This is a genomic window from Alteriqipengyuania abyssalis (assembly GCF_019857185.1).
GTDB lineage: Bacteria > Pseudomonadota > Alphaproteobacteria > Sphingomonadales > Sphingomonadaceae > Alteriqipengyuania > Alteriqipengyuania abyssalis.
This window is the reverse complement of record NZ_JAHWXP010000002.1, coordinates 622,417-645,986: the sequence shown is the minus strand read 5'-3', so window position 1 is coordinate 645,986 and position 23,570 is coordinate 622,417. Positions and strand designations below refer to the sequence as shown.

Genomic DNA, 23,570 nt, shown 5'->3' with positions numbered 1-23,570 from the left:
CGCCGCTATAGCGGCTGGACGATGCCGATCCAGCCCCGACCCGAAGAACTGCCACGTCTGTGGCTGATGTCAGATGCCCGCAACGACGCCGTGCTGGAAGATGCCCTGGCGCGCCTGCCGGAAGGCTCCGCGCTCGTCTTCCGGCACTATCATCTGGGCAGCGTGGCGCGGCGGGAGCGGTTCGAAATGCTGCGCAGCATTTGCCGCAGCAAAGGCCTGCGCCTGATCCTGTCGGACCGCGCGTCGGAGGCGCGTGCGTGGGATGCGGATGGTGTCTACGGCCCGCCCGACAGGCTCGGCGATGCTGCGGACATGCTGCGCGTCACGACCGCGCATGATGCCGCCGAGCTTGCCGCTGCCGGGGCCGCAGATGCGCACGCCGTCATGATCTCCCCCGTGTTCGCCACGCGCAGCCACCCCGGCGCACCCGCATTGGGTCCGGAGGGCTTCCACGATCTCGCGCGGCGCACGTCAGTGCCCGTTGTCGCGCTGGGCGGGATGACGGCAGAGCGCGCCCGCGACCTTGGCGTCGTGCGCTGGGCGGCGATCGACGGGCTTTCCTGAGGCTCGCCGCGGCCCAAAAGCCTTGACCCGGCACCAGCCGAGGATTCATGATGCGTTCCTGTATTCCCCCCGCCCTTCCCTCGGGAGACTTCGCAATGGCCAGCAAGGCACTCGTTACGACCGAACAGGTCGACTGGCGCGACGCGCTGCGCCACTCGGTCAAGCGCGCGCTGCAGATGACCGGCGCGGTGATCCTGCTGGGCGCGATGCTGTTCCTCGCGCTGTCGCTGATCAGCTACACCCAGACCGACCCCAGCCCCTCCACCGCCGCCGCGCCAGACGGGCCGATCGGCAACTGGATGGGCACTGCCGGAGCATGGGCGGCGGAACGTGCGCTGTTCCTGTTCGGCTGGATCAGCGTGCTCGCCCTGCCGCTGCTCTATATCGGCGCGCGCGGGCTGTGGCGTGCGGCGAGCGACGACGAGACGGTCGAGCGGCACACGCGCTGGTGGCGCCCGGCCGCCGCGCTCCTGCTGGCGATGACGCTGCTCTCCACGGTGGCCGCGCTGACCTTCGCCGATGCAGCGATCGCGCTGCCTGCGGGGGCAGGCGGACTGACCGGGCTGCTCGGCGCGACTCTGACCGAGGGGATCGCGACGCGGCTGGTCGGGCCGGCGGCAGGCTGGCTGATCCTGGCCGTCGCACTGGTCTTGCTGGCCATTGGGACGACGCTGGTTGCGCGGGTCTTCGCGATCGACTGGCGCGGGCTGCTGACCCTGCCCAGCCTGCCCCGCCGGACGCAGCGCGAGCGGGCGGAGCCTGCTCCGGCCAGACCCAAGCCTGAGCGGCGCACGGCGAAGCGCGCCCCGGTCGACGAACCCGCGATGGAAGAGCCTGCTGCCGAGCCTGCCGCAGCCCGCCGCGCGCCTAGGATCGTCGACCCCAAGGTCGCCCCGCGCAAGGCCGATGGCCACGCGATCACGCGGCAGAAGGACATGTTCGCCGCGTTCGACCTGCCCAGCCTCGAACTGCTGTCCGACCGAGGGGAGGCCAATGTGGTCCCGCTCGACCGGCAGGCGCTGGAGCGCAATGCGCGGCTGCTCGAATCGGTGCTCGACGACTTCAACGTGAAGGGCGAAGTCACCGCCGTGCGCACCGGCCCGGTGGTGACGATGTACGAGCTGGAGCCCGCGCCCGGCACCAAGGCCGCGCGCGTGATCGGCCTGTCGGAAGACATCGCCCGCAACATGAGCGCGGTTTCCGCGCGCGTCAGCACGGTGCCAGGCAAGACCGTGATGGGCATCGAACTGCCCAATGCCGAACGCCAGATGGTCGGCTTCAAGGAGCTGGCCGCCTGCGCCGACTTCGTCGATGCGCCGGGCGACCTGCCGATCATCCTGGGCAAGGACATCGCGGGCGAACCCGTGATCGCAGACCTTGCCGCGATGCCGCACCTGCTGGTCGCGGGGACCACGGGCAGCGGTAAATCGGTCGGCCTCAACACGATCATCCTCTCGCTGCTCTACCGCTTCACGCCCGCCGAGTGCCGCCTGATCATGGTCGATCCCAAGGTGCTGGAGCTCAAGAGCTACGAGGATATTCCGCACCTCCTCTCGCCCGTCGTCACCGAGCCGGAGAAGACCATCCGCGCCTTGAAGTGGACGATCGAGGAGATGGAGCAGCGCTATCGCAAGATGAGCGAGGTCGGCGCGCGCAACCTGACCGGCTTCAACGAACGCGTCCGCGCGGCCAAGGCCAAGGGCGAGCCATTGGGGCGGCGCGTACAGGTCGGCTACGATCCCGAAACCGGCGAGGAGATCGTCGAGGAGAAGGAGCTCGATTACGAAGAGCTGCCGCTGATCGTGGTGATCGTGGACGAACTTGCCGACCTGATGGCGGTGGTCGGCAAGGACATCGAGATCCTGATCCGTCGCCTGACGCAGAAGAGCCGCGCGGCGGGCATCCACCTGATCATGGCGACGCAGCGCCCTTCGGTGGACGTCATCACCGGCGTCATCAAGGCCAACCTGCCCACCCGGATCAGCTTCAAGGTCACCAGCCGGATCGACAGCCGCACCATCCTGGGCGAACAGGGCGCGGAAACGCTGCTGGGCAAGGGCGACATGCTGTTCAAGCCCAATATCGGCAACCTGACCCGCGTCCACGGCCCGTTCGTGAGCGACGAGGAAGTGGAGGCCGTGGCCGAGCACTGGCGCCAGCAGGGCTCGCCTGCCTATGTCGACGCGGTCACCGAAGAACCGATGGACGGCGGCGGCGGCTTCGCCTTCGAGGACGAACTGACCGCGAGCGACAATCCCGAAGAGCGCAAGTACCGGCAGGCATGCCAGGTCGTGTTCGAGAACCAGAAGGCGAGCGGCAGCTGGCTCCAGCGCCAGATGGGCGTGGGCTACAACACCGCCGCCAAGTGGATCGAGCGGATGGAGAGCGAAGGCCTGGTCGGCCCCGCCAATCACGTCGGCCGCCGCGACGTCTACCGCGACAAGGACGGTAACCCGCTCTAGCGCTGACACACCTGACACACTGTCCTGGGGGAGAAAATCTCGCCCCGTGTGAGGCGAGATTCCGGCGAAGGATCGACAGTGTGAAAGAACCGCGCTCAGGCTAGCGCCGCGGGAGCGTGTAGGACAGCGCGCACGTCATGCGACCGAGCGGCGTAAACGCGCACGCCGCAGTCGGTCAGCCCCCGATCCCGTCGAGCCGCGCGACAGCCTCTTCCGGCAGAGCGAGATTGGCCGCAGCCACGTTCTGCCGCAGGTGTTCGACCGAACTCGTGCCCGGAATCAGCAGGATATTGGGCGAGCGCTGCAGCAGCCAGGCGAGCGCGACCTGCATCGGGGTTGCGTCCAGACCCTGTGCCACGCTTTCCAGCGCTTCCGACTGCAGGGGATCGAACCCACCGAGCGGGAAGAACGGGACATAGGCAATGCCCTCGCTCGCAAGATGGTCGATCAGATCATCGTCGCCGCGATTGGCGAGATTGTACATGTTCTGCACGCACACGATCTCGGTCATCGAACGCGCCGCTTCGACCTGTTCGGGCAGGGCGTTGCTGATCCCCAGCGCGCCGATCCGGCCCCGTTCCTTCAGCGCGATGAGCGGTTCGAGCATCGGCCTCACATCACCGGGGGTAGGCCCCGCGTCGCCGCCGCCGAACATCAGACGCAGGTTTGCAATCTCGATCCGCTCGATCCCGAGGTTGTCGCAATTGCTTTCGACCGCATCAATCAGTTCCTGCGGCTCCATCGCCGAAATCCACGCCCCCTCGTCGTCGCGGAGCGCACCCAGTTTGGTCACGATCGTCAGATCATCCGGAACGGGCGCAAGCGCATCGCGGATCACGCGGTTGGTGTGGTGCGGGCCGTAAAAATCGCTCGTATCGATATGGTCGATGCCGAGCGCGAGTGCTTCGCGCAGCACGGCGATCGCGCCCTTGCGGTCCTTCGGCGGGCCGAACACATGCGGTCCCGCAAGCTGCATCGCGCCGTAGCCCATCCGGTGGACGGTGCGGTGGCCCAAGGCGAATGTGCCCGAATTGGCGACGGCGTTGTCTGTCGTAAGCATTGGCAGTTCCTTTATTCCTGATTGGTGTGGGGAGCCGGAGCCAGTGCGGCCGCGAGCACGTCGCGCAGCGGTGTGGGTTTGCGGCCGAGGAGGGTTTCGAGCGTCGGATCGACCGTGGTGAAATCGCCCCGGCGAGAGGCGCGGAATGTGCCCAGCAGCATTTCGGCGTAGTGCTCGGGCACGCCGGCAGCGACCTTCGCCGCTTTCCATTCCGCGTCCGAAACGACGGTATGGCGAATCTCGCGGCCCGTGATTTGCGAGGCGAGTTCGGCAATCTCGCTCATGGTCCAAGCGCGCGATGCCGTCAGCGGCGGGGTTGCCCCGTCGAAGGTCGCCTCGCCCGCCAAGAGCGCCGCGTCCACCCCTGCCAGATCGTCGCGCGCGGTCCAGCAGACCGGGCCATCCTCGGGCACGCGCAATTCGCCGCGCTTCAGATCTTCGCCGATCATCTGGAGACAGCTCTCGGCATAGAAGCCATGCCGCAGCGCCGTGAACGGCGTGCCGCTCGCCTCGAGGTCCGCCTCGCTCCCGGCGTGCTGGTCGGCGGGCGGAAACGGCGATCCCTCGCGCGCGCCGGCATGGGAGGTGTAGAAAATGCGTTCGACTCCCGCGTCGCTGGCCGCAGTGATCGCATTGCGGTGCAATGCGCGCGCCTCCTCTCCGAGCTTGTCGACCGAGACGATCTCGATCCGCTCGATCCCCGCGAAAGCGCCGGGCAGACTGGCCGGATCGGCGAAGTCCGCGCGCCGCACGGCGACCCCATCGGGTGGCGAGAGCGCCCCCGGCTCGCGCGAAGCGGCAATGATCTGCGCCGGTCCCATGCGGTCCGAAAGATGTTCGACGATACCGCGACCAAGGTGACCATTGGCGCCTGTGACGAGGATCATGGCTGCGCTCCTTCCGCTGATATGACCTGTTTGTTATCAGTGATAACAGGCATACGCAATCGACGCTATCATTGTTCCCGTATCGTCGATAATGATTGGCCATGACGATGGACGAAGCCACCGACACCGCTACCGATACGGACACCAGGCGGGCAGTGCTCGACGCCGCTGCCGAGCTGATTGCGAGCGGCGGAACCGCGGCACTCACGACGCGCGCGGTCGCGGCGAAAGCGTCGATCCAGCCGCCCACGCTCTACCGCATATTCGGCGACAAGCGCGGGCTGCTCGACGCGGTGGCGCAAGACCGGCTGGCGCGGTTCGTGGCGGAAAAGGAAGCGCATCCGCCGCATCCCGATCCGGTCGAGGACTTGCGGCAGGGGTGGAGCCGCTACGTCGCCTTCGGGCTCGAGAATCCGGACGTATTCGCGATCATGAACGAGATCGGCTCACCTTTGGCGCAGTCGCCCGCGTCGCTGGCCGGGCTGGCAGCTTTGCGACGCCGCGTGGCGCAGATCGCGCGGGCGGGCCGGCTTCGTGTCGCGGAAGAGCGGGCCGTCGCACTCATCCATGCGTCCGCGGTCGGCATCGTGACCACGTTTCTGGCCCTGCCACCGGCCGAACGGGACGAGCAGATGCTCAGCCTCGCCCGCGATGCGGCCATTGCTGCGATCGTGGACGAGACGGCAGCTTCGCAAGCATCCGGCCCGGTGCCGCACGCCATCGCCCTGCGTGCGCACCTTGATGACACCGCCGGGCTTTCGACGGCGGAAAAATCGCTGCTGCGCGAATGGCTGGAGCGGCTGATAGAACGCTGAGGAATATCCTCGCGGCGCAAAACCACGAGATTGACGCGTCATGTGGGTGCAGAACGTGAGCCAGAGGAGCGGCCGCTGGCAAGCTGAGTGCCCCTCACACATGCCCTCCGTGCAACCCGCGTAGCCTTCATCGCAATTGCGCTCTGCGCGCGAAACCTGCATCGCCCGGCATCAAGTCCCACCCCACTTGCACAGGATCGGCGCGGAAGCGCCGGGAGGCGAGAGATGAAACTCGAGATCAACGAACATGCCGCATGGGTGTTCAAGTCCGGCTGGAAGGGGCTTTGCCCGCGGTGCGGCAAGGGCAAGATGTTCAAGTCGTGGCTCAAGGTCAGCGACAGGTGCGACGTGTGCGGGCTCGATTACCGCTTCGCCTCGCCCGACGATGGGCCTGCGTTCTTCTCGCTGTGCTTCGTCGCCTTTCCGCTGGTCTTCCTGATGGTCTGGGTGCAGGTGGCGCTGGAGCCCCCGATATGGCTGCTGCTGATCATCGCGGTGCCGCTGATAAGCCTCGGCTGCCTGCTGCCGCTGCGCCCGATCAAGGGCTGGCTGGTCGCCTCGCAATATGTGAACCGCTCGGTCGAGGCGGGGACGGAGAAGCTGTGGGCGGAAATGCACGCGCGCGAGGACGAGCAGAAGCACGGCCAGCGCCGCGACTGAGCGGCACGCGCCCCGCCCGCGCGCTCAACCGCCGAACCAGCGCCTGAGGCCGGCCGATCGCAGGCCGATCGCCACGCCGGCAATCACCAGCACCGCCGCGACACCCGTCGCGATGGCAACCGGCTCCGCGCGCTGTCCGCCCGCGGCGTAGATCGCCGAAAGCGCCCACAGGAACACGATCGCGTAGAACGGATTGCCCCGCCCCCTGACGAGCGCGAGACAGGCGATGATCCCGCCGGTCAGCACCACCAGCGCCGAAATCAGCGGCGCGGCCTCTCCGCCATCGACGCCGTAGAACAGCAGCGTGGCGGCAATGTTGACGATGGTTGCGGCAGTCAGCCACGCGGCCAGCGCGCTCAATGGCAGGACCGCGAGCCAGCGCTCGCCGGTCGAAAACTTCGGCTCCCAACGGGCGAACACGCGGTAGATCGCGATCAGGCAGGCGAGCGTGGCGGCGATGATCGCCACCGAAAGCACCGCCAGCCCGAAGCCCTGGGTGTAGAGCGCCCAGACCGCATTGCCGAGAAAGGCACCCGCCGCAGGCAGGCGTATGCGCAACAACAGCGCGTTCGTCCGCTGCGAGGGCCGCGCCTGATAGATCGCGAAGATGATCGTCCCCGCGAACAGCGGCCCCCAGATCGAGAATGCCCAGCCCGCAGGCGTGATCAGCGTGCGGACCGCGTTCGACTGCGAGCCGATCGGATCGCCGATCCCCAGCGCTGGCAGCGAGGTGGTGAGAAACTGGAGAAGCGCCGCGAGGATCACGGCAAGGACGACGGCCGGATGGCCTTCGATCCGGGTTTCGCTGGGTTCCATTATGTCACACGCTCTGCTGTTTCGAATCTGTGAACCCGCGTTCGCCGGGCATTGCAAGCGGATCTATCAGGTCGTCGATGAACAGTGCCAGCAGCATGGTCTGGTTGGCGACCCCGGCCTTGGCATAGACCTGGCTCAGCTGCGATCGCACCGTACCCTCGGCACTGCCGCGCAGGCGGGCTATGTCGGGAATCGTGCTGCCCTTGATCGCGAACAGCGCGACCTCGCCTTCCGAGCGGGTCAGGTTCCATTCGGCGAAGCGCAATTCGATCAGCTGCGCCATCGCGCCGCGCGCCATGCCCAATGCCTGCTCGCTGCGCCGCGCATCGGCCAGCAGGCGCTGCGTGTAGCGCGCGCCGAGGATGGTGCCCGCCAGCAGGGCGATAGCGATGATGCATTCCATGATCGGTTCGACGCCGATGCCCGAACGCATCTGCGCCGCGATGTCGTCGATCCCGTCGCCGAGGAAATAGAGCGCGGCGATCCCCTGCAACGCCACGAAGGCGGAGGCGGCGAGCGCGGCCCGGCGCTGGTTTCGTCCCGATCGCGTGGCCTGTCGCGGGGTCTGGGGCAAGGTTGCAACACTCCTAAGCACACGCGGGAACAGCGCCGCATAAGCGCGTGCTTATAGATTAGGGCGCGCCGCCGTCCAACCTGTCGCCACGGCACGAAAGCGGGCCGGGCAGATGGAGATGGCGAGATGACGCGAGACGCAATGATCGAAACCGCGGCGAAGGTGCCCGCGGTCACCCTGGGGTTCTGGATCATCAAGATCCTCGCGACCACTCTGGGAGAGACGGCGGGCGACACCGTGAGCATGAGCTGGCTGGGCGAAACCTCGGTCAGCGCCGGACAATCCGGTCTGAACGGCTATGTTGTCGGCACCGCGATCTTCGGAGCAGCGCTCGCGATCTTGGCCTTCTTCCAGATCCGCGCCCGACGGTTCCACCCCTGGCTCTACTGGGCGACGATCATCGCCTCGACCACCGCAGGCACGACGCTGGCGGACTTCGCGACGCGATCGCTCGGCATCGGATACCCGGGCGGATCGATCCTGCTGTTCTCGCTGGTCGTCCTGTCCCTGATCGCGTGGCACCGGACGCTCGGCGGGATTTCGGCGGCCTCGGTCCATACCCGCGAGGCGGAGCTGTTCTACTGGATCACGATCACCTTCTCGCAAACGCTGGGCACCGCGCTGGGCGACTGGGTCGCGGACGGGCCGCTGGGCTATCTCGGCGCGGCGGGTATCTTCGGCGGCGCGCTCGCGCTGGTGGCACTGGCGCACTACACCACGCGCATCTCCAAGCCGCTGCTGTTCTGGTCGGCCTTCATCCTGACCCGCCCGCTGGGCGCTGTGGTCGGCGATTTCCTCGACAAGCCGGTGGCGCATGGCGGCCTCGAACTGAGCAGGCTGGCGGCATCGGCCGTGCTCGCCGCGGCGATCGTGCTGCTGGTAACGCTGCTGCCGCAGCGGCCCGAGACGGTCACGCAGCAGGAGCGGCTGGCGAGCTGACCCGTCGCGCCAAGGCACACGAAAAGGCCGCCACGCTCGACAGGAGCGGGCGGCCTTTGTGTTAGCCGTGGTGGCGGTGGGCCTTACTCGGCCGCTTCGCCCGGCGTGCCGTTGGCGGTCTGCGCCTCGGCCCGCTCCGCCTCGAGCACGCTGTCGTTCTCGAGATCGGCGGCGGTCAGCTTGGGGTGCTGTTTGATGCGGCTGGCCATTTCTTCCATCGTGCCGGCAGGCAGCGCGACGAGGCCGATCTTGGCCAGCGGACCATCCTTGCTCCACATGTCCATCCACTGGTCGAGATAGGCCTGAAGACCCGGAATCGCCTGCAGGTGGGCCAGCTTGACGTAGATGTAGAGCGGGCGCGCGCCCGGGTACTTGAAGCTCGCGATGTTGTCGTAGGTCGGCTCGACCCCGTTCATCGGCAGGCCCTGCACCTTGCCCTCGTTCTCTTCGAGGTAGGAATAGCCGAAGATGCCCACGGCGTTCTTGTTGCCCTGGATCTTCTGGACGATCAGATTGTCCTGCTCGCCCTGGTCGACATATTTGCCGTCGCTGCGGACCTCGGTGCAGGTCCGCTCGAACGCGTCCTCGTCGCTGTCCTTCAGGGCTTTCATCGCCGGGTCGGTTTCGCAACCCGCGGTCAGGACCAGTTCCTTCAGCGCATCGCGCGTGCCGCTGGTCGACGGCGGGCCGTAGACCAGGATCGGGGTCGCGGGCAGCGAGGGGTCGACATCGGCCCAGGTCTGGCTGGTCTGTTCCTTGCCGTAAGGATTGGCGGCGAGCGCCTTGTACACGATTTCCGGCGTCAGGTTCATCATGATCCCGCCCTGCGCGCTGGCAAAGGCGATCCCGTCGAGCCCGACCTGAATCTCCGTAATCTCGTTCACGCCGTTCGACTGGCAGGTTTCGAACTCGCTGACCTTCATCCGGCGCGAGGCATTGGCCATGTCGGGCGTATCCGCGCCCACGCCCTTGCAGAACAGCGCGATGCCGCCGCCGCTACCGGTCGATTCGATCAGCGGCGAACGCATGCCGGGATTGGCGCGCGAGAAGCTCTCCGACACCAGCTTGGCGAAGGGATAGACGGTGGAGGATCCGACCGCGCGGATCGATTCGCGGGTGCCGCCGCCGCTGTCGCACCCGGTCAGCATCAGGCCGGCAGCCGCCGCCATCGCCAGAACATGCGTGATTTTCATTGGGAAACGCCTTTCTCTCAAATTGGTAAGGCCTGCAGAGCCGGGACGGCTAGAGTGCAAGTGTGACACTCATATGACCACCCCGGTGGCGATCGCTCATCCTCGTCCCGTCGCGCGCCTGCCCGCTTTGCCTTGCCGTGGACCGCGCGCCAACCTAACGAGCGCGACGTAACGGAAAAAAGGCTTTTCTCACTCATGCGCATCGGATGCCCGAAGGAAATCAAGAACCACGAATACCGGGTCGGGCTGACCCCTGAAAGCGCCGGCGAGCTGGCGCGCCACGGCCACGAAGTGTGGATCGAAAGCGGTGCCGGCCTCGGCATCGACGCGACCGACGCGGAGTACAAGGCCGCCGGTGCGCGGATCGTCGACGGGCCCGACCCGATCTTCGCCGAGTGCGAGATGGTGGTGAAGGTGAAGGAACCCCAGGCGGTCGAGCGCAAGAAGCTGCGCGAAGGCCAGATCCTCTATACCTACCTGCACCTCGCGCCCGACCGCGAACAGACGGTCGATCTGGTCGATGCGGGCGTCACCGCGATCGCTTACGAAACGGTCACCGGGCCCAACCGCTCGCTCCCGCTCCTGAAGCCGATGAGCCAGGTGGCCGGGCGGATGAGCGTGCAGGCAGGGGCCACCGCGCTCGAGAAAGCACATGGCGGGCGCGGCGTGCTGCTGGGCGGCGTGCCGGGCGTGATGCCGGGCAAGGTCGTGGTGATCGGCGGCGGCGTGGTCGGCTTCAACGCGGCGCAGATGGCCGCGGGCGTCGGCGCGGACGTGACCATCCTCGACCGCGATCCCGAAGTGCTGGAGCGGGTCGGCACCCATTTCGAAACCCGCGCCAAGACGCGCTTCTCCAACGCCGCCAACCTGCATGACGCCGTGTGCGAGGCGGATCTGGTGATCGGCGCGGTGCTGATCCCCGGCGCGGCTGCGCCCAAGCTCGTCACCCGCGAGATGCTGCGCGACATGCAGAAGGGCGCGGTGCTGGTCGATGTCGCGATCGACCAGGGCGGCTGCTTCGAAACCAGCCAGGCGACCACCCACGACAACCCGACCTATGTGGTCGACGACATCGTCCACTACTGCGTCGCCAACATGCCGGGCGCGGTCGCGCGCACCAGCACCTATGCGCTCAACAACGTGACCCTGCCCCACGCGCTGCAGATTGCGGACAACGGCTGGAAGGCCGCGATGCGCGCAAATCCGCACCTCGCGGAAGGGCTCAACGTGTGGGACGGCAAGGTCACCTACAAGGCGGTGGCCGAAGACCTAGGATACGAATATGTTCCGGTCGAAAAGGCGCTTGCCTGACACGACAATGACCTGAGCGGGAGAGAGACGATGGGCATCCAGCAACCGGTGAATTCGGGCTTCGGCCGGACGAGTGAACCGCAGGAGGTGCTGGACGGCATCGATCTCTCCGGCAAGGTCGCGATCGTTACCGGCGGCTATTCGGGCATAGGGGGCGAGACCGTGCGCGGGCTCGCCGGGGCGGGCGCGAGAGTGATCGTGCCCGCGCGCGACCATGCCAAGGCGGTGGGCAACCTCTCCGATGTGGCTGGCGACGTCACCATCATGGCGATGGACCTCGCCGAGGTCGCCACGGTGCGCGCCTTCGCTGCCGAGTTCATGGCGCAGCACAACCGGCTCGACCTGCTGATCAACAATGCCGGGATCATGGCCTGCCCACTCACCCGCGTCGGCCCCGGATGGGAGCAGCAGTTCGGGGTCAATCACCTCGGTCACTTCGCGCTGGCACAGGCGCTGATGCCGCTGCTGGTCAAGACTGCCGCTCTGCCCGGCAGCGACGTGCGCGTGGTCGCGCTGTCCTCCACCGGTCACAAACTCTCGGATATTCGCTGGGACGATCCGCACTGGAACGAGGGCGAATACGACAAGTGGCAGGCCTACGGCCAGGCGAAGACCGCCGACGCGCTGTTTGCCGTGGGCATGAACACGCGGCTGGCCGAGCACGGCGGACGCGCGTTCTCGGTCCATCCCGGCGGGATCATGACCCCGCTACAACGCCACCTCGACACGGAGGAGATGGTCGCAATGGGCTGGATGAACGAGGATGGCGAACCGTCCGAACGCGCGGCGAAGATGTTCAAGACCCCGACGCAGGGCGCCTCGACCACGCTGTGGGCCGCGACCAGCCCTGCGCTGCGGACACGCGGCGGCGAGTATTGCGAGGACTGCGACATCGCCGCACTGGCCGACGCGGACGAGCCCAGCCGGTTCGACAAGGTGCAGACCTACGCGGTCGACGAAGCCAGCGCCGAGCGCCTGTGGGCGATGAGCGAGGAGATGGTCGACGGCGCGTAGCCAGACATCAAAGGATGGGACGCCTATCGATCCGCGGCGATCTGCGCCTGCCACTGGGCAAACCGCACGGTCCAGGGATTGTCGGGGTCGATAAGCTCGAGAAGATCGCTCATCAGGCCGACGTCTTGTTCCATCGGCCCGGCCAGCAGGACAACGATCCCATCGCCGTCGGTCCGGTCGATCACCGCCAGCGTCAATTGCGACCAGTCGCCGCCCTCGTGCCCGATCCAGTGAGACTGTGGGCCATCGACGCGGAGCATGCCAAGGCCGTAACCCTGTGCGAGCGGGCATTGGGTCGGTGCCAGCGTGCAATCGACAACTGCCTCGGTTCCGCGGTCGGTAACGATCCGGTCGCGCTCTTCGGCCAGCGCGTCATCGTAGCCATCTGCGGAACCGACCGAAATCAGGATCCGCGCCAAATCTTCCAGTGAGATCTTGAGGCCACCGGCTGCTGACCAGTCGCCTGCGGGCCAGCAGAACCCGGGGCGGCAATCGGGCCGCAGCCATTCGCCCTCCGGCGTGCGGTTCCAGACCATCGCCGGGCCGACCTGCTCTTCGAAGCCCACGACCGCGTCGTCGATGCCCAGCGGCACCAGCAGATAACGCTCGACCATCTGCGGGTAGGTGAGGCCGGTCTTACGTTCGAGCGCCCGGAAGAGATACTGAAACCCCTCGCCGGAATAGCCGTAGCGGGCGCCCGGATCGGCTTCGAACGCCAGCTTCCCGTCGGCCCGGAAGAAGCGCCAGTTGGGAAAGCCCGTCTTGTGGGTCAGCACATGGCGGGCGGTGAGCATCTGGAGCCGGGGGTCTCCGGCAAGATCGGGGTCGGTCCAGTAATCGGCGAGCTTCATGTCGAGCGATGCGTCGCCGGCCGCGACCATCCGCAGGAAGGTTTCTGAGGCGATCATCTTGGAGACCGAGGCGACCTCGAACCGGCTGGCCGCATTCACGGCAACCCCTTCGCGCTCCTGCCCGAAATAGTATTCGCGATAGAGATGGCCGTCTTTGATGATGCCGATCGCGGCCGCCTGCGGGCGATGCTCGGCAAGGACGCGTTCGAGGGCCTCTCGCTGGGCGCGCATCCCGGCATCGACTTCGCCGACAGGAACTCCACCGGGTGGAGACGGCGTGGCGCAGCCCGCCGACATGAGGGATGCGCCGAGGAGGACGAGCAGCGAACCTGCGGTTCCGGGAATGAATTTGTTCACCCCCCATCCCTGCCCCTTGCGGCCCGCAATCTTCCCATTTTTCCGTGAAGAGACCCTGGCCGCCGGTGAACGATCCTAACGCACCAGTGCGCGCAGACGCTTGCCCCCGTCACGGCTGGTGGTCACCGTATCCCGATTCGCAAGATGGATTTGCAGACGCCCGTTGCCCGCCGGCTCGGTCCGTTCGATCGCACCGAGGCGGACGAGATGCGAGCGGTGGACGCGAAGGAGTTCGGGCGAAAGAGTCTCTTCGAAATGGTCGAGCGACTTGGTGGACATGAAGCGCGCGCTTCGCGTCACGATCTCCGCATAATCGCCCGCGCCGGATATCCTGACGATCTCGTCGGGCGAAATGCGGACCATCTCGTTGCCCTGACGCAGGAGGAGGTGCTCGGCCTCGGCGTCGGACTCCGAATCGGGCGAACGCGACGCGATCGATCGCGCATCGCGTTCCGCCCTCCACGCGCGATACAGGATCAGCATCCCATACATCATCGCGCCGTAATGGAGCTGCCAGACCATCGTGTTCTCGGTAAAGGCCCGCGCCGCCACGCCGTCTCTGAGCCAGCCGCCGCCGATCGCAAATCCGGCGAGGACGAGGGCGTACCAGCCGAAGGTGAACAGGATCGCGAGGATCACGTGTGCCACCATGCGCACCGCCAGTTGTCGCCGCGCGGGTGCAAGAGCGTCGAGTATCGCCGACGCGATGGCGAAGCAGGCAAACAGCGCCGCGACATTGACCGCTGCGGAATAGAGGTGTCGGGCGTCTAGGCCCGCCGCGATCGTCATCGTGATCGCGTAGATCGCGAAAATTCCAAGCGCGCTCAGCGCGGGAAACGCGCGGGTGTCGATCATGCGACCGTGATAGCCTTGCGGAACGGTGAGGCAATGGATTGCGGTTCACAGGTGCCGCGCAATCCCGAAACGCATGCGCCTCAATTCAACCGAGTCGAGCGCAGGGGATGAATCAGCGACCCGCCATGAACGGCGCCGCGATTTCCGCGGTAACGCGCGCGGGACGCAAGGTTTGGGCATCGAGCATCGCCCAGCGGGTGAGCGCGGAGACGAGCACCTTGCCTGCATCGTCCACGAACTGCACCTCGCGGTCGAACTGCGCGCCGCGCGGTTTGCCCGAAACGCGGGTGCTGCCGTGCGCGACCTCGCCTTCGCGGATGTTGCCGCGATAATCGATCTCGTGTCGGGTCACGACCCAGATGTATTTCTCGCGGTGTTCGTCGGGCGCGACCGCGTGCCAGTGCGACACCGCGATGTCCTGAATCCAGCGGACCCACTCGGCATTGTTCACATGGCCGAGTTCGTCGATGTGCTCAGGCGCGGCGGTGTAGTCGCGCTCGAAGGCCCAGCTATTTTCGGAAGTCTCGTCGCTCACGCCATCCTCCTCATGCGGCCTCCAGCCTGGCGTCCGGGTCGACGCCGATGCTGCGCAGGTCCGCTTCCGCCTGCGCGGTGGTGGTGAACACGAAGCTTTCCATCCCCACCGCCTTCGCGCCTGCCACGTTCTTGGGCAGGTCGTCGAAGAACACGCATTCCTCCGGCACCAGATCGTAGGTCTCGGTCAGCCAGGTATACATGCGCGGATCGGGTTTGAGCGTGGAGTGATCGGCGGAAACGCATGCGCCATCGAACAGCGGCCAGAAGTCGTAGCGCCCGCGCAGGTAGGCGACGATTTCGTGCACATTGTCGGTGATCGCGTAGATGCCGTAGCCGCTCGCCTTGAGGCGGCGCATCAGCCTGGGTGTCTCCTCGATCAGCACGAGGCTTTCGAACAGCGCGGAGACCAGCCGGTCGCAGGTCTTGCGGTCGAAGCCGTGGCGTTCACCGAACATGCGCTGCGTCTCGGTCAGGCTCATCGCGCCGCGGTTGAGCGCGCGGAAGATGTCGCCGCCGAACAGGTCCTGGCTGGTGATCCCGGCGGGCAGATCGTGACCGAAGGCGAGCTCGACGATCGTCTGCGGCTCCCACCGGACGATCACGTTGCCAACATCGAAGACGACGTTGCGGATGGGCGTGGTGCGCTGGGTCATGAGGGGCTCGCTGAGGCTGGAGGGTTCTGGTCTCAGCCGGTCCCATAGAAGCGCGGCGCGCGCCGATCCACCGCTCAGTGGGCCACCGCCGCGCATCCCGGATCTGCGCGGTCCACGCGGGCGAGCATTGCGCACAGATCGCCCTGCGGATCCTCGGTGCCCTGATAGACGAAGGCCTTCACCTGCGCCGCCAGCTCCTCATCGCCACTCTCCGCGACCAGCTGGCCGAGCCAGTCGTCGACCGAGACGACACCGTCGCCGCCCGCATCCTCGCGGTTGGCGGCGACCAGTGCGGCGATGAAATCGAAGAAATCGCGCCCGCCATTCTTCTGCGCCGCGCCTTCGGCGATCATGCCGAGCACTGTGCCGCAGGCGTAATTGGCGTCGTAATCGCGGCGCTCACTCGCTCCGGCCAGCGGCTTGTCGACCGACAGCGCGAGGCAGGTCTGCCATTTGTTCGCGAGCGTCGTGCCGGCGTCGTAATCGGGGTCGATCCGCTCGATCAGCCGGAAGGCGAGCAGGTCCGCACCGCCCTCCATGATCCAGGCATCAGCGTCGGTTTCGTATCCGACCGTCTGGCCGAGCCAGAAATGCGCGCCTTCGTGGGCGATGAACCAGCGCATCCCCTGCAGGGCCTGCGTGCTCTCATTGACCAGCCCCTCGCCCTCCAGCCGTACGGTCAGCAGGCCCGGAAGCACGCTGCCGCCCTGGCTGTACAGCTCGGGGGTCGGCCCTGCCCAGCTGGACAGCACCATGGGCTTGCCGCCGCCCGCCCGCTCGCCCAGCCGGTCGGCATAGATCGCGAAGGTCTGCGGCAGGAAGTCGAGCATCTCGCGGCGCAGCCAGGCGGGCGTCTGCGGGTCGATGATTGCGGTCAGGTGATCGGTGCTGATCGGCTGCGGATCGCCGAAGACCACGTAGGTGGAATCGTCGCGCGTGGTCGCGCTGTCGTAGGGCAGGCCCTGGTAAAGCAGCGGGCCATCCGCATCGCGGAAGATCATCTCCACGACCGGCCCGTCTTCGGCCATCTCCTGCGTATCGCGCAGCCACGGCATGACCGAAAAGTGGCCGGTAAACAGCGCCAGCGTGCCGTCGGTGAACTGCAGCGCGGGGTCGTAATCGGCCATCAGATCGTCGGCGAAGGGCACGAAGCGCACGGTCACCTCTTGCGGCAGCGCCCCGCCATCATCGGCCAGCAGCACGTCGGTCTCGTCGATCCGCTGGAGCGAGACGCCGTCGGTCGCGACCGTCCAGCTCAACTCGCGCCAGCCCGTGTCCTGCCGCCGCGCGCGGTTGGAGCGGGGGAAGGCCCAGCCCTGCGCATCGCGCGGGAAATGGAACGTCGCACTCCAGCCGTCCGCGTCGTGCAGCACCTCGACGCGCACGGGCGCTTCGTCGGACACCTCCTGCGCAGAGCTGACGGCAGGAAACAGCAGCGCGATCAGCGCGCCGACGACAACCAGCAGCCGCGTCATGTTACTCGCCCTCGACCACGCCCATCTGCGTCAGGATGAAGGCGAATTCCTCCGCCGTTTCGTACAGCGAGGCGAAGCGGCCGGACTTGCCGCCGTGTCCTGCGCCCATGTTGGTCTTGAGCAGCAGCGCGTTGGTATCGGTCTTGGTCGCGCGCAGCTTGGCGACCCACTTGGCGGGCTCCCAGTAGGTGACGCGCGGATCGTTGAGGCCGGCGGTGACCATGAGCGGCGGGTAATCCTGCGCCACCACCTGATCGTAGGGGCTGTAGCTGAGCATGTAGGCAAATGCCTGCTTGCTCTCGATCGGGTTGCCCCATTCGGGCCATTCGCCGGGCGTGAGCGGCAGATCCTTGTCGAGCATGGTGTTGAGCACGTCGACGAAGGGCACATCGGCGACCACCGCGCCCCACAGGTCGGGATCGGTGTTTACCACCACGCCCATCAGCTCGCCCCCGGCGCTGCCGCCGCTGGCGCTGATCTTGCCCTTTTCGGTGTAGCCCGCGTCGATCAGGCCCTTGGCCACGTCGACGAAGTCTTCGAACGTGTTGGTCCGCTCGTTCAGCTTGCCCTGCAGGTACCAGCGGCGGCCCAGATCGTCACCGCCGCGGATATGCGCGATGGCGTAGGCCATGCCGCGATCGACCAGGCTGAGGCGGCTGGTCGAGAAGCCCGGCGGCACCGCATAACCATAGGCGCCATAGGCATACAGGTGCAGCGGGCCGCCCATCGGCCTGTCCTTGCGCATCACCACGCTGACCGGCACCTGCGTGCCGTCGCGCGCGGTGATCGTGAGCCGCTCGGTCTTGTAGAGCGTTGCGTCGTAGCCGCTCGGGATTTCCTGCTGCTTGAGCAGTTCGAGTGCACCGGTCTTCACATCGTAGTCGTAGACCGAACCGGGCGTGACCATGCTCTGGTACGACAGGCGCAGCTTCTGCACGTCGTATTCGGGATTGTTCGACAGACCCGCGACGAAGCTCGCCTCGGGGAAGCGAATTGGGGTCATGTCGTCCGCGTCGTCGTAGGCGCGCAGCTGGATCTGATCGAGCCCGGCGAGCCGCCCTTCGGTGACGTAGAAATCCTTGAACAGCTCGAAATCGGTCAGGTAGAAATCGTCCGAGCCTTCGATCAGCGTGGTCCACTCGCTTGGCGCTGCGAGCGTGGCGGTCGCGAGGCGAAAGTTGATGTGATTATCGTTGGTGTGGACGAACAGCGTGCCGTCGCGCACGTCGACGTCGTACTCCACGCCCTTCTGGCGCGGTCTGACCAGGATTTGTCCGCCGGTCGGATTGTCGGCGCTGACCAGGCGGATTTCGCTCGTCTCGTTGTCGCCGGTCGCGATGACCAGCCAGTCTTCCTGCGCGCTCAGCCCGGTGCCGACACTGAAGCTTTCATCGGCTTCCTTGTAGAGCGTCACATCGCTCGCAACCGGCGTGCCGATCACATGGAGCTTGGCCTCCAGCGTGCGCCATTCTTCGGTCGACGGGCCGTAGACGAGCGCGCTGTCGTTCGCGACCCAGGTCAGACCGCCGCGCAGGTTGGTCAGCTCGTCGGGCAGCAGTTCACCCGTCGCGAGATCCTTGATCCGCGCGGTGTAGCGTTCGGACCCATTGTCGTCGGCGGAATAGGCAAGGAAGCGCGCATCCTTGCTGATCGAGAACGAGCCGAGACGGAAATAGTCCTTGCCTTCCGCCAGCTGGTTCTCGTCCAGCAGCAGCTGTGCTTCGCCTCCGCCAACCGGCTTGCGGTAGTGCAGGCGGTATTCCTTGCCCTCTTCGAATTCGGACCAGTAGAGCCAGTCGCCATCCTTCTGCGGCACCGTGGAATCGTCTTCCTTGATGCGGCCCTTCATCTCCTCGAACAGCTCATCCACCAGCGCCTGATGCGGGGCCATCTGCGCCTCGAACCACGCATTCTCCGCCTTCACGTAGGCAAGCACGTCCTCGTCATCGACGGTGGGGTAGGACGGGTCCTTCAGCCAGTGATAGGGATCGGTGAGGGTGATCCCGTGGGTGGTAAAACTGTAATCGCGCCGCTCCGCAACGGGGGGAGAGGTCGGCGCCTGTTCGCTCGAATTATCGCTCACGCTGGTGTCGGCTCCGTTGGATTGCGCCACTGCGCCGACCGGCAGGGAGAGCGCGGTCAAGGCGATTGCGGCGGTGAAAAGCTTGCTCATTGATGTCGGTCCCCCTGTGCGCGATGGCTCACGGCTTTGAAAGCCTTGCGTTGCTGGGGTATGACCCCAGATCGGGGGCAGAGCCAGACACTAGAACCACAGGATCGACAAAATGCTGATGCAGACCCACGAAGCCCGACTCTCCGCCCTGCGCGAGGAACTCAAGCGGCGGGGTCTGGACGGATTCTTCGTGCCGATCGCCGATGCGCACATGAGCGAATATGTCGGCGAGGATGCGCAGCGACTGCGCTGGCTGACCGGCTTCGGCGGCTCCGCTGGCAGCGCGGCGGTCCTCCTCGACAAGGCGGCGATCTTCGTCGACGGGCGCTACACCGTTCAGGTGCGCGACCAGGTGGAAGAACGCCTGTTCGAATATCGCGGCGTGCCCAAGGACAATCCGGCGAACTGGCTCGCCGAGAATGCCGGTGAAGGCGCGAAGATCGGCTACGACGCATGGCTCGCGACGCCGGGCTGGGTCCGCTCGACCAGCGCTGCGCTGGAGAAGGTCGGCGCGAAGCTGGTCCCGGTCGACGGCAACCCGATCGACGCCGTGTGGCAGGACCAACCCGCGCAAAGCGATGCCGAGGCGCGCGTGCATACGGACACGCATGCCGGCCGCAATGCGCAGGAAAAGCGTGCCGCGATCGCCGACTGGCTGGGCGAGGAAAAGCTCGACGGCGTGGTGCTGAGCGCGCTCGATTCGGTCGGCTGGGCGTTCAACATCCGCGGCGGCGACATCGCGCACACGCCGGTGACCATGGCCTTCGCGCTCGTTCAGCAGGACGGCACGGCGCAGCTCTTCATCGACGAGAACAAGGTCGGGCCCGAGCTCAAGCAGCACCTCGGCAATGCGGTGACCATCCGTCCACGCAGCGAGTTCGAGAGCGCGCTGGGTTCGTTCGAAGGCAAGCGGATCGCGCTTGATCCCGAATATGGCGTGGCAGCGATCGCGCAGGCGCTCGAAGAGGGCGGCGCGAAGGTGGTCGAGACGCGCGATCCCACCATTTTGCCGCGCGCGATCAAGAACGAGGCCGAGATCGACGGCCATCGCGATGCGCAGGCGCGCGACGGTGCGGCAGTCTCCCGCTTCCTCGCCTGGATCGAGGCCGAAGCGCCTTCGGGCGAGGTCGACGAACTGACGGCGGCAGCCAAGCTGCTCGAATTCCGCAGCGTGGACGGCGGGCTGAAGGACACCTCGTTCGACACCATTTCGGCCGCCGCAGGCCACGCCGCGCTGCCGCACTACAAGGTGGACGAGGACAGCAACATCACCATCCCTCCGGGCAGCATCTTCCTGTGCGATTCGGGCGGCCAGTATATCGGCGACGAGCGCGCGGGGACGACCGACATCACCCGCACCGTGTGGGTCGGCAGCGCCGACGGCAAGGCCGAGCCGAGCGCGGAAATGAAGGACCGCTTCACCCGCGTGCTCAAGGGCCATATCTCCATCGCGCGCGCGGTCTTCCCCGAAGGCACCACCGGCGGCCAGCTCGATACGCTGGCGCGCATGCATCTGTGGGAAGCGGGCTGCGACTATGCGCACGGCACCGGCCACGGCGTCGGCAGCGCGCTCGGCGTGCACGAAGGCCCGCAGCGGATCGCCAAGACCACCGGATCGCAGGGCGGCACGATGGAACCCCTCGCCGCGGGCATGATCTGCTCGAACGAGCCGGGCTACTACAAGGCGGGCGAGTACGGCATCCGGATCGAGAACCTCGTCCTGATCGAGGAGCGCGCGATCGAGAACGCGGACGAGGGCACGTGGTTCGGGTTCGAGAACCTGACCTGGGTGCCAATCGACCGCGCGCTGATCGACATCGACCTGCTGACTCCCGAAGAACGCGACTGGGTCGACCACTACCACGCCTGCTGCCGCGAAATTCTCAAGCAGCGCGTCGCCGAGACCGGCGACGAGCGGGCGGCCGACTGGCTGGAGCGGCACACCCAGCCGCTCTGAAGCCGGCTTGCGAATCGGCATTTGTTCTTGTAATGTTCCAACTCTGAGGGTCGCTACTCGGGAGACAGGACGATGATCGGTTACGTCACGCTGGGCACCAACGACCTGCAGGGCAATGCGCCCTTCTACGATGCCATCGCGAAGGAGATGGGCGTGGGGCGGATGATGGACTTCGACAGCTTCATCGCGTGGGGCGAGCCGGGCGGCGCAGCAGGCGTGGCGCTGACCAAGCCCTACGACGGCAACACGGCGACCGTCGGCAACGGCACGATGGTCGCCTTCGAGGCGAAGGATAAGGAACAGGTCCGCCGCCTGCACGAGATCGCGCTGGCCAATGGCGGCACCGACGAGGGCGCACCCGGCCCGCGCGGCGATGCGGACGAGAACGGACTGGTGTTCTACGCCGCCTATTTCCGCGACCGCGACGGCAACAAGCTCAACGCCTTCTGCATGTCACCCGCCGATGGCTAGGGCGCGCAGGCTGGCCGAACACCCGGTCCACCTCGGCCTCGGCGCGACCGCGGTGGCGCAGCCGGCCTTTACCGGCATGGACTGGTACGAGGATTACGGACAGCGCAATGCGAGCGACGGCGCCGAAGGGCGGCTGGTCTCGCTGCACAGCTTTTCCGAAAGCTGGGACAGCTGGGAAATGCATCCGAAAGGCGACGAACTCGTGGTGTGCACCGCAGGTTCGATCACGCTCACGCAGGAACATCCCGACGGGCGTGTGGAGCAAGTGACGCTCGGCCCCGGCGACTATGCGATCAACCCGCCGGGCGTGTGGCACACCGCCGATGTCGAGGCGGAAGCGACCGCACTGTTCATCACCGCTGGCGAGGGCACGCAGCACCGCCCGCGCTGAATGCCCTGCGAGACCCGGGCTCCCGCCCCGCTCCATTGCACCCGGGTGAACGGGGCACCGATCCTGCGACAATCCGTTACAAAGACGCCGGTTCGTGGCAAACCCGCGCGACAATGCGCGGGTAGAAGAGGTGTCATGAGCTGCGAGGCGGGTTTTCGATCTCCCCAACCCCCTGCCCGTCTCGCAGCTCTTCCACCAACAGGAGCACCCCCGATGAAAACCCCCATTCTCGCCCTCGCAGGCATTTCGCTGCTGGCGGGCACCGCCGCGCTGGCCCAACCCGGCGACCGCAGCCCCGGCCCGATGACCCGCGCCGAAGTCTCCCAGAAAGCCGCCGAGCGCTTCCAGAAGATGGACCTGAACAAGGACGGCGTGCTCGATCTCGCCGACCATGAGCTGCGCCGCGAACAGCGGATCGCGCGCCTCGATACCGACGGCAACGGCGCGATCAGCAAGGCCGAACGCGATTCTGCCCGCGAAGCTCGCCAGGAACGGCGCGCCCAGCGGATGGCCGAACGCGGACAGAGCGCCGATGCGGGTGAACGTCGCGGGCGTGGCAAGCATCATCGCGGGATGCGCGGCTGGCATCGCGGCGGCGGCATGATGGCCAAGGCCGACACCAATGGCGATGGTCGCCTGACGCTGCAGGAGTTCCAGGCCCATGCGCTGGCCCGGTTCGACCGCGCCGATGCGAACAGCGACGGCACCGTGACCCAGGCCGAACGCAAGGCCGCGCGTGAAGCGATGCGCGCCCAGATGGCCGAGCGCCGCGAAGCGCGCCGTGCCGAGCGTGCAGGCCAGTAACCCGATGACGATGGCCGCGCACGCAGCCGACACGGCCGTCACCATCCTGCTCGTCGATGACGAGCGCACCTTGCGCGAACCCCTGGTCGACTATCTCGTCGGTCAGGGGTTCGTGGTGCTTGAGGCGGACAGCGCAGCGAGCGCGCGCAGCATTTTGCGCGAGAAGAAGGCCGACCTCGCGCTGGTCGATATCATGATGCCGGGCGAGGACGGCCTCTCGCTGACCCGCCACCTGATCGAAACGCAGAACCTGCCCACCATCCTGCTAACCGCGATGGGCGAGGCGACCGACCGGATCGTCGGGCTGGAAATCGGCGCGGACGATTACGTGACCAAGCCCTTCGAGCCGCGCGAGCTGGTCGCGCGGATTCGCTCGGTCCTGCGCCGCGCGGGCCGCACCGCTGCCGGGGACGAGGGCGAGGACGCGCATTACCTGTTCGAGGGCTGGCGGCTCGATCCGCTCAAGCAGCGACTGACCGATCCGGACGGCGCGGTGATCCCGATCTCGACCGCCGAGTTCCGCATGCTGCGCGCCTTTCTCGATCACCCGCGCGCGGTGCTCGATCGTGATCGCCTGCTCGACATGGTGCAGGGGCGCGAGGCGCATCTGTTCGACCGCGCGGTCGACAACCAAGTTTCGCGCCTCCGCCGCAAGATCGAGGACGACAGCAAACAGCCGCATTTCATCCAGACCGTGCGCGGCGGGGGCTATCGCTTCGCCGCCGATGTCACCCGGGTGCCGGGCTGAAAC

General features: G+C 66.7%; 23 protein-coding genes. 12 read left to right on the top strand and 11 right to left on the bottom strand.

All coding sequences use genetic code 11. The annotated features are described in order from the left end of the window. Nucleotides 1–21 precede the first annotated feature (21 nt). Entirely contained in the window at nucleotides 22–564 is a 543-nt protein-coding gene (locus tag KYN89_RS08275) for a thiamine phosphate synthase (protein WP_222824626.1), read from the top strand. Nucleotides 565–659: 95 nt separating this feature from the next. Further along, nucleotides 660–3,026, top strand: coding sequence for an FtsK/SpoIIIE family DNA translocase (locus KYN89_RS08270; RefSeq protein ID WP_222824625.1), 2,367 nt, complete (start codon nucleotides 660–662; stop codon nucleotides 3,024–3,026). A 175-nt stretch (nucleotides 3,027–3,201) separates the two neighbouring features. Here the strand turns inward: KYN89_RS08270 and KYN89_RS08265 are convergent, their stop codons facing one another. Continuing rightward, entirely contained in the window at nucleotides 3,202–4,086 is an 885-nt protein-coding gene (locus KYN89_RS08265; RefSeq protein WP_222824624.1) for an oxidoreductase, read from the bottom strand. 11 nt (nucleotides 4,087–4,097) lie between these two features. Next, nucleotides 4,098–4,973, bottom strand: a complete 876-nt coding sequence (locus tag KYN89_RS08260; RefSeq protein ID WP_222824623.1) for an SDR family oxidoreductase — start codon at nucleotides 4,971–4,973, stop codon at nucleotides 4,098–4,100. Between the two features lie 107 nt (nucleotides 4,974–5,080). On the opposite strand from KYN89_RS08260, the gene KYN89_RS08255 reads away from it, so the two are divergent. Both KYN89_RS08255 and KYN89_RS08250 read left to right on the top strand, forming a co-directional pair. After that, the gene (locus KYN89_RS08255; RefSeq protein ID WP_248285078.1) at nucleotides 5,081–5,788 is read left to right on the top strand and encodes a TetR/AcrR family transcriptional regulator; all 708 of its coding nucleotides are present in this window, start codon (nucleotides 5,081–5,083) and stop codon (nucleotides 5,786–5,788) included. A 225-nt stretch (nucleotides 5,789–6,013) separates the two neighbouring features. Next, on the top strand, nucleotides 6,014–6,448 hold the full coding sequence (locus KYN89_RS08250; RefSeq protein WP_222824621.1) for a DUF983 domain-containing protein: 435 nt from the start codon (nucleotides 6,014–6,016) through the stop codon (nucleotides 6,446–6,448). Between the two features lie 24 nt (nucleotides 6,449–6,472). Here the strand turns inward: KYN89_RS08250 and KYN89_RS08245 are convergent, their stop codons facing one another. Continuing rightward, a complete protein-coding gene (locus KYN89_RS08245; RefSeq protein WP_222824620.1) occupies nucleotides 6,473–7,264 on the bottom strand; it encodes a hypothetical protein in 792 nt (263 codons plus the stop codon). A 4-nt stretch (nucleotides 7,265–7,268) separates the two neighbouring features. Further along, the gene (locus KYN89_RS08240) at nucleotides 7,269–7,838 is read right to left on the bottom strand and encodes a helix-turn-helix transcriptional regulator (RefSeq protein ID WP_248285077.1); all 570 of its coding nucleotides are present in this window, start codon (nucleotides 7,836–7,838) and stop codon (nucleotides 7,269–7,271) included. 126 nt (nucleotides 7,839–7,964) lie between these two features. Here KYN89_RS08240 and KYN89_RS08235 point away from each other — a divergent pair, with 126 nt between their 5' ends. Continuing rightward, on the top strand, nucleotides 7,965–8,777 hold the full coding sequence (locus KYN89_RS08235; protein ID WP_248285076.1) for a COG4705 family protein: 813 nt from the start codon (nucleotides 7,965–7,967) through the stop codon (nucleotides 8,775–8,777). Nucleotides 8,778–8,860: 83 nt separating this feature from the next. Here KYN89_RS08235 and KYN89_RS08230 read toward each other — a convergent pair whose 3' ends face one another. Then, nucleotides 8,861–9,970 (bottom strand): substrate-binding domain-containing protein, encoded by a 1,110-nt coding sequence (locus tag KYN89_RS08230; RefSeq protein ID WP_222824619.1) that lies wholly within the window; start codon nucleotides 9,968–9,970, stop codon nucleotides 8,861–8,863. Nucleotides 9,971–10,165: 195 nt separating this feature from the next. On the opposite strand from KYN89_RS08230, the gene ald reads away from it, so the two are divergent. Together ald and KYN89_RS08220 are read left to right on the top strand one after the other, a co-directional pair. After that, nucleotides 10,166–11,281, top strand: coding sequence for an alanine dehydrogenase (gene ald, locus KYN89_RS08225; RefSeq protein WP_222824618.1), 1,116 nt, complete (start codon nucleotides 10,166–10,168; stop codon nucleotides 11,279–11,281). A 30-nt stretch (nucleotides 11,282–11,311) separates the two neighbouring features. Beyond that, nucleotides 11,312–12,295, top strand: coding sequence for an oxidoreductase (locus tag KYN89_RS08220; protein WP_222824617.1), 984 nt, complete (start codon nucleotides 11,312–11,314; stop codon nucleotides 12,293–12,295). A 23-nt stretch (nucleotides 12,296–12,318) separates the two neighbouring features. Here the strand turns inward: KYN89_RS08220 and KYN89_RS08215 are convergent, their stop codons facing one another. From KYN89_RS08215 to KYN89_RS08190, 6 genes are all read right to left on the bottom strand, one after another. Then, on the bottom strand, nucleotides 12,319–13,503 hold the full coding sequence (locus tag KYN89_RS08215; protein ID WP_222824616.1) for a serine hydrolase domain-containing protein: 1,185 nt from the start codon (nucleotides 13,501–13,503) through the stop codon (nucleotides 12,319–12,321). A gap of 75 nt (nucleotides 13,504–13,578) precedes the next feature. Then, entirely contained in the window at nucleotides 13,579–14,358 is a 780-nt protein-coding gene (locus KYN89_RS08210) for a LytR/AlgR family response regulator transcription factor (RefSeq protein WP_222824615.1), read from the bottom strand. Nucleotides 14,359–14,470: 112 nt separating this feature from the next. Further along, nucleotides 14,471–14,893, bottom strand: coding sequence for an acyl-CoA thioesterase (locus KYN89_RS08205; RefSeq protein ID WP_222824614.1), 423 nt, complete (start codon nucleotides 14,891–14,893; stop codon nucleotides 14,471–14,473). Nucleotides 14,894–14,903: 10 nt separating this feature from the next. Continuing rightward, nucleotides 14,904–15,548: an HAD family hydrolase gene (locus tag KYN89_RS08200; RefSeq protein WP_222824613.1), complete on the bottom strand. Its 645-nt coding sequence runs from the start codon at nucleotides 15,546–15,548 to the stop codon at nucleotides 14,904–14,906. A gap of 74 nt (nucleotides 15,549–15,622) precedes the next feature. Beyond that, a complete protein-coding gene (locus KYN89_RS08195; protein WP_222824612.1) occupies nucleotides 15,623–17,023 on the bottom strand; it encodes a hypothetical protein in 1,401 nt (466 codons plus the stop codon). Between the two features lies 1 nt (nucleotide 17,024). Next, entirely contained in the window at nucleotides 17,025–19,196 is a 2,172-nt protein-coding gene (locus KYN89_RS08190; RefSeq protein ID WP_222824611.1) for a S9 family peptidase, read from the bottom strand. A gap of 112 nt (nucleotides 19,197–19,308) precedes the next feature. On the opposite strand from KYN89_RS08190, the gene KYN89_RS08185 reads away from it, so the two are divergent. The 5 genes from KYN89_RS08185 to KYN89_RS08165 all read left to right on the top strand — a co-directional run bounded on the left by KYN89_RS08185 (nucleotide 19,309) and on the right by KYN89_RS08165 (nucleotide 23,567). Continuing rightward, a complete protein-coding gene (locus KYN89_RS08185; RefSeq protein ID WP_222824610.1) occupies nucleotides 19,309–21,153 on the top strand; it encodes an aminopeptidase P family protein in 1,845 nt (614 codons plus the stop codon). Nucleotides 21,154–21,225: 72 nt separating this feature from the next. Then, nucleotides 21,226–21,624, top strand: a complete 399-nt coding sequence (locus KYN89_RS08180; protein WP_222824609.1) for a VOC family protein — start codon at nucleotides 21,226–21,228, stop codon at nucleotides 21,622–21,624. Next, nucleotides 21,617–22,015, top strand: a complete 399-nt coding sequence (locus KYN89_RS08175; protein ID WP_222824608.1) for a cupin domain-containing protein — start codon at nucleotides 21,617–21,619, stop codon at nucleotides 22,013–22,015. Before KYN89_RS08180 ends, KYN89_RS08175 begins: the two co-directional genes overlap by 8 nt. Before the next feature lie 213 nt (nucleotides 22,016–22,228). Then, a complete protein-coding gene (locus tag KYN89_RS08170) occupies nucleotides 22,229–22,819 on the top strand; it encodes an EF-hand domain-containing protein (protein ID WP_222824607.1) in 591 nt (196 codons plus the stop codon). A gap of 4 nt (nucleotides 22,820–22,823) precedes the next feature. Further along, a complete protein-coding gene (locus tag KYN89_RS08165; protein WP_248285075.1) occupies nucleotides 22,824–23,567 on the top strand; it encodes a response regulator in 744 nt (247 codons plus the stop codon). Nucleotides 23,568–23,570 lie beyond the last annotated feature (3 nt).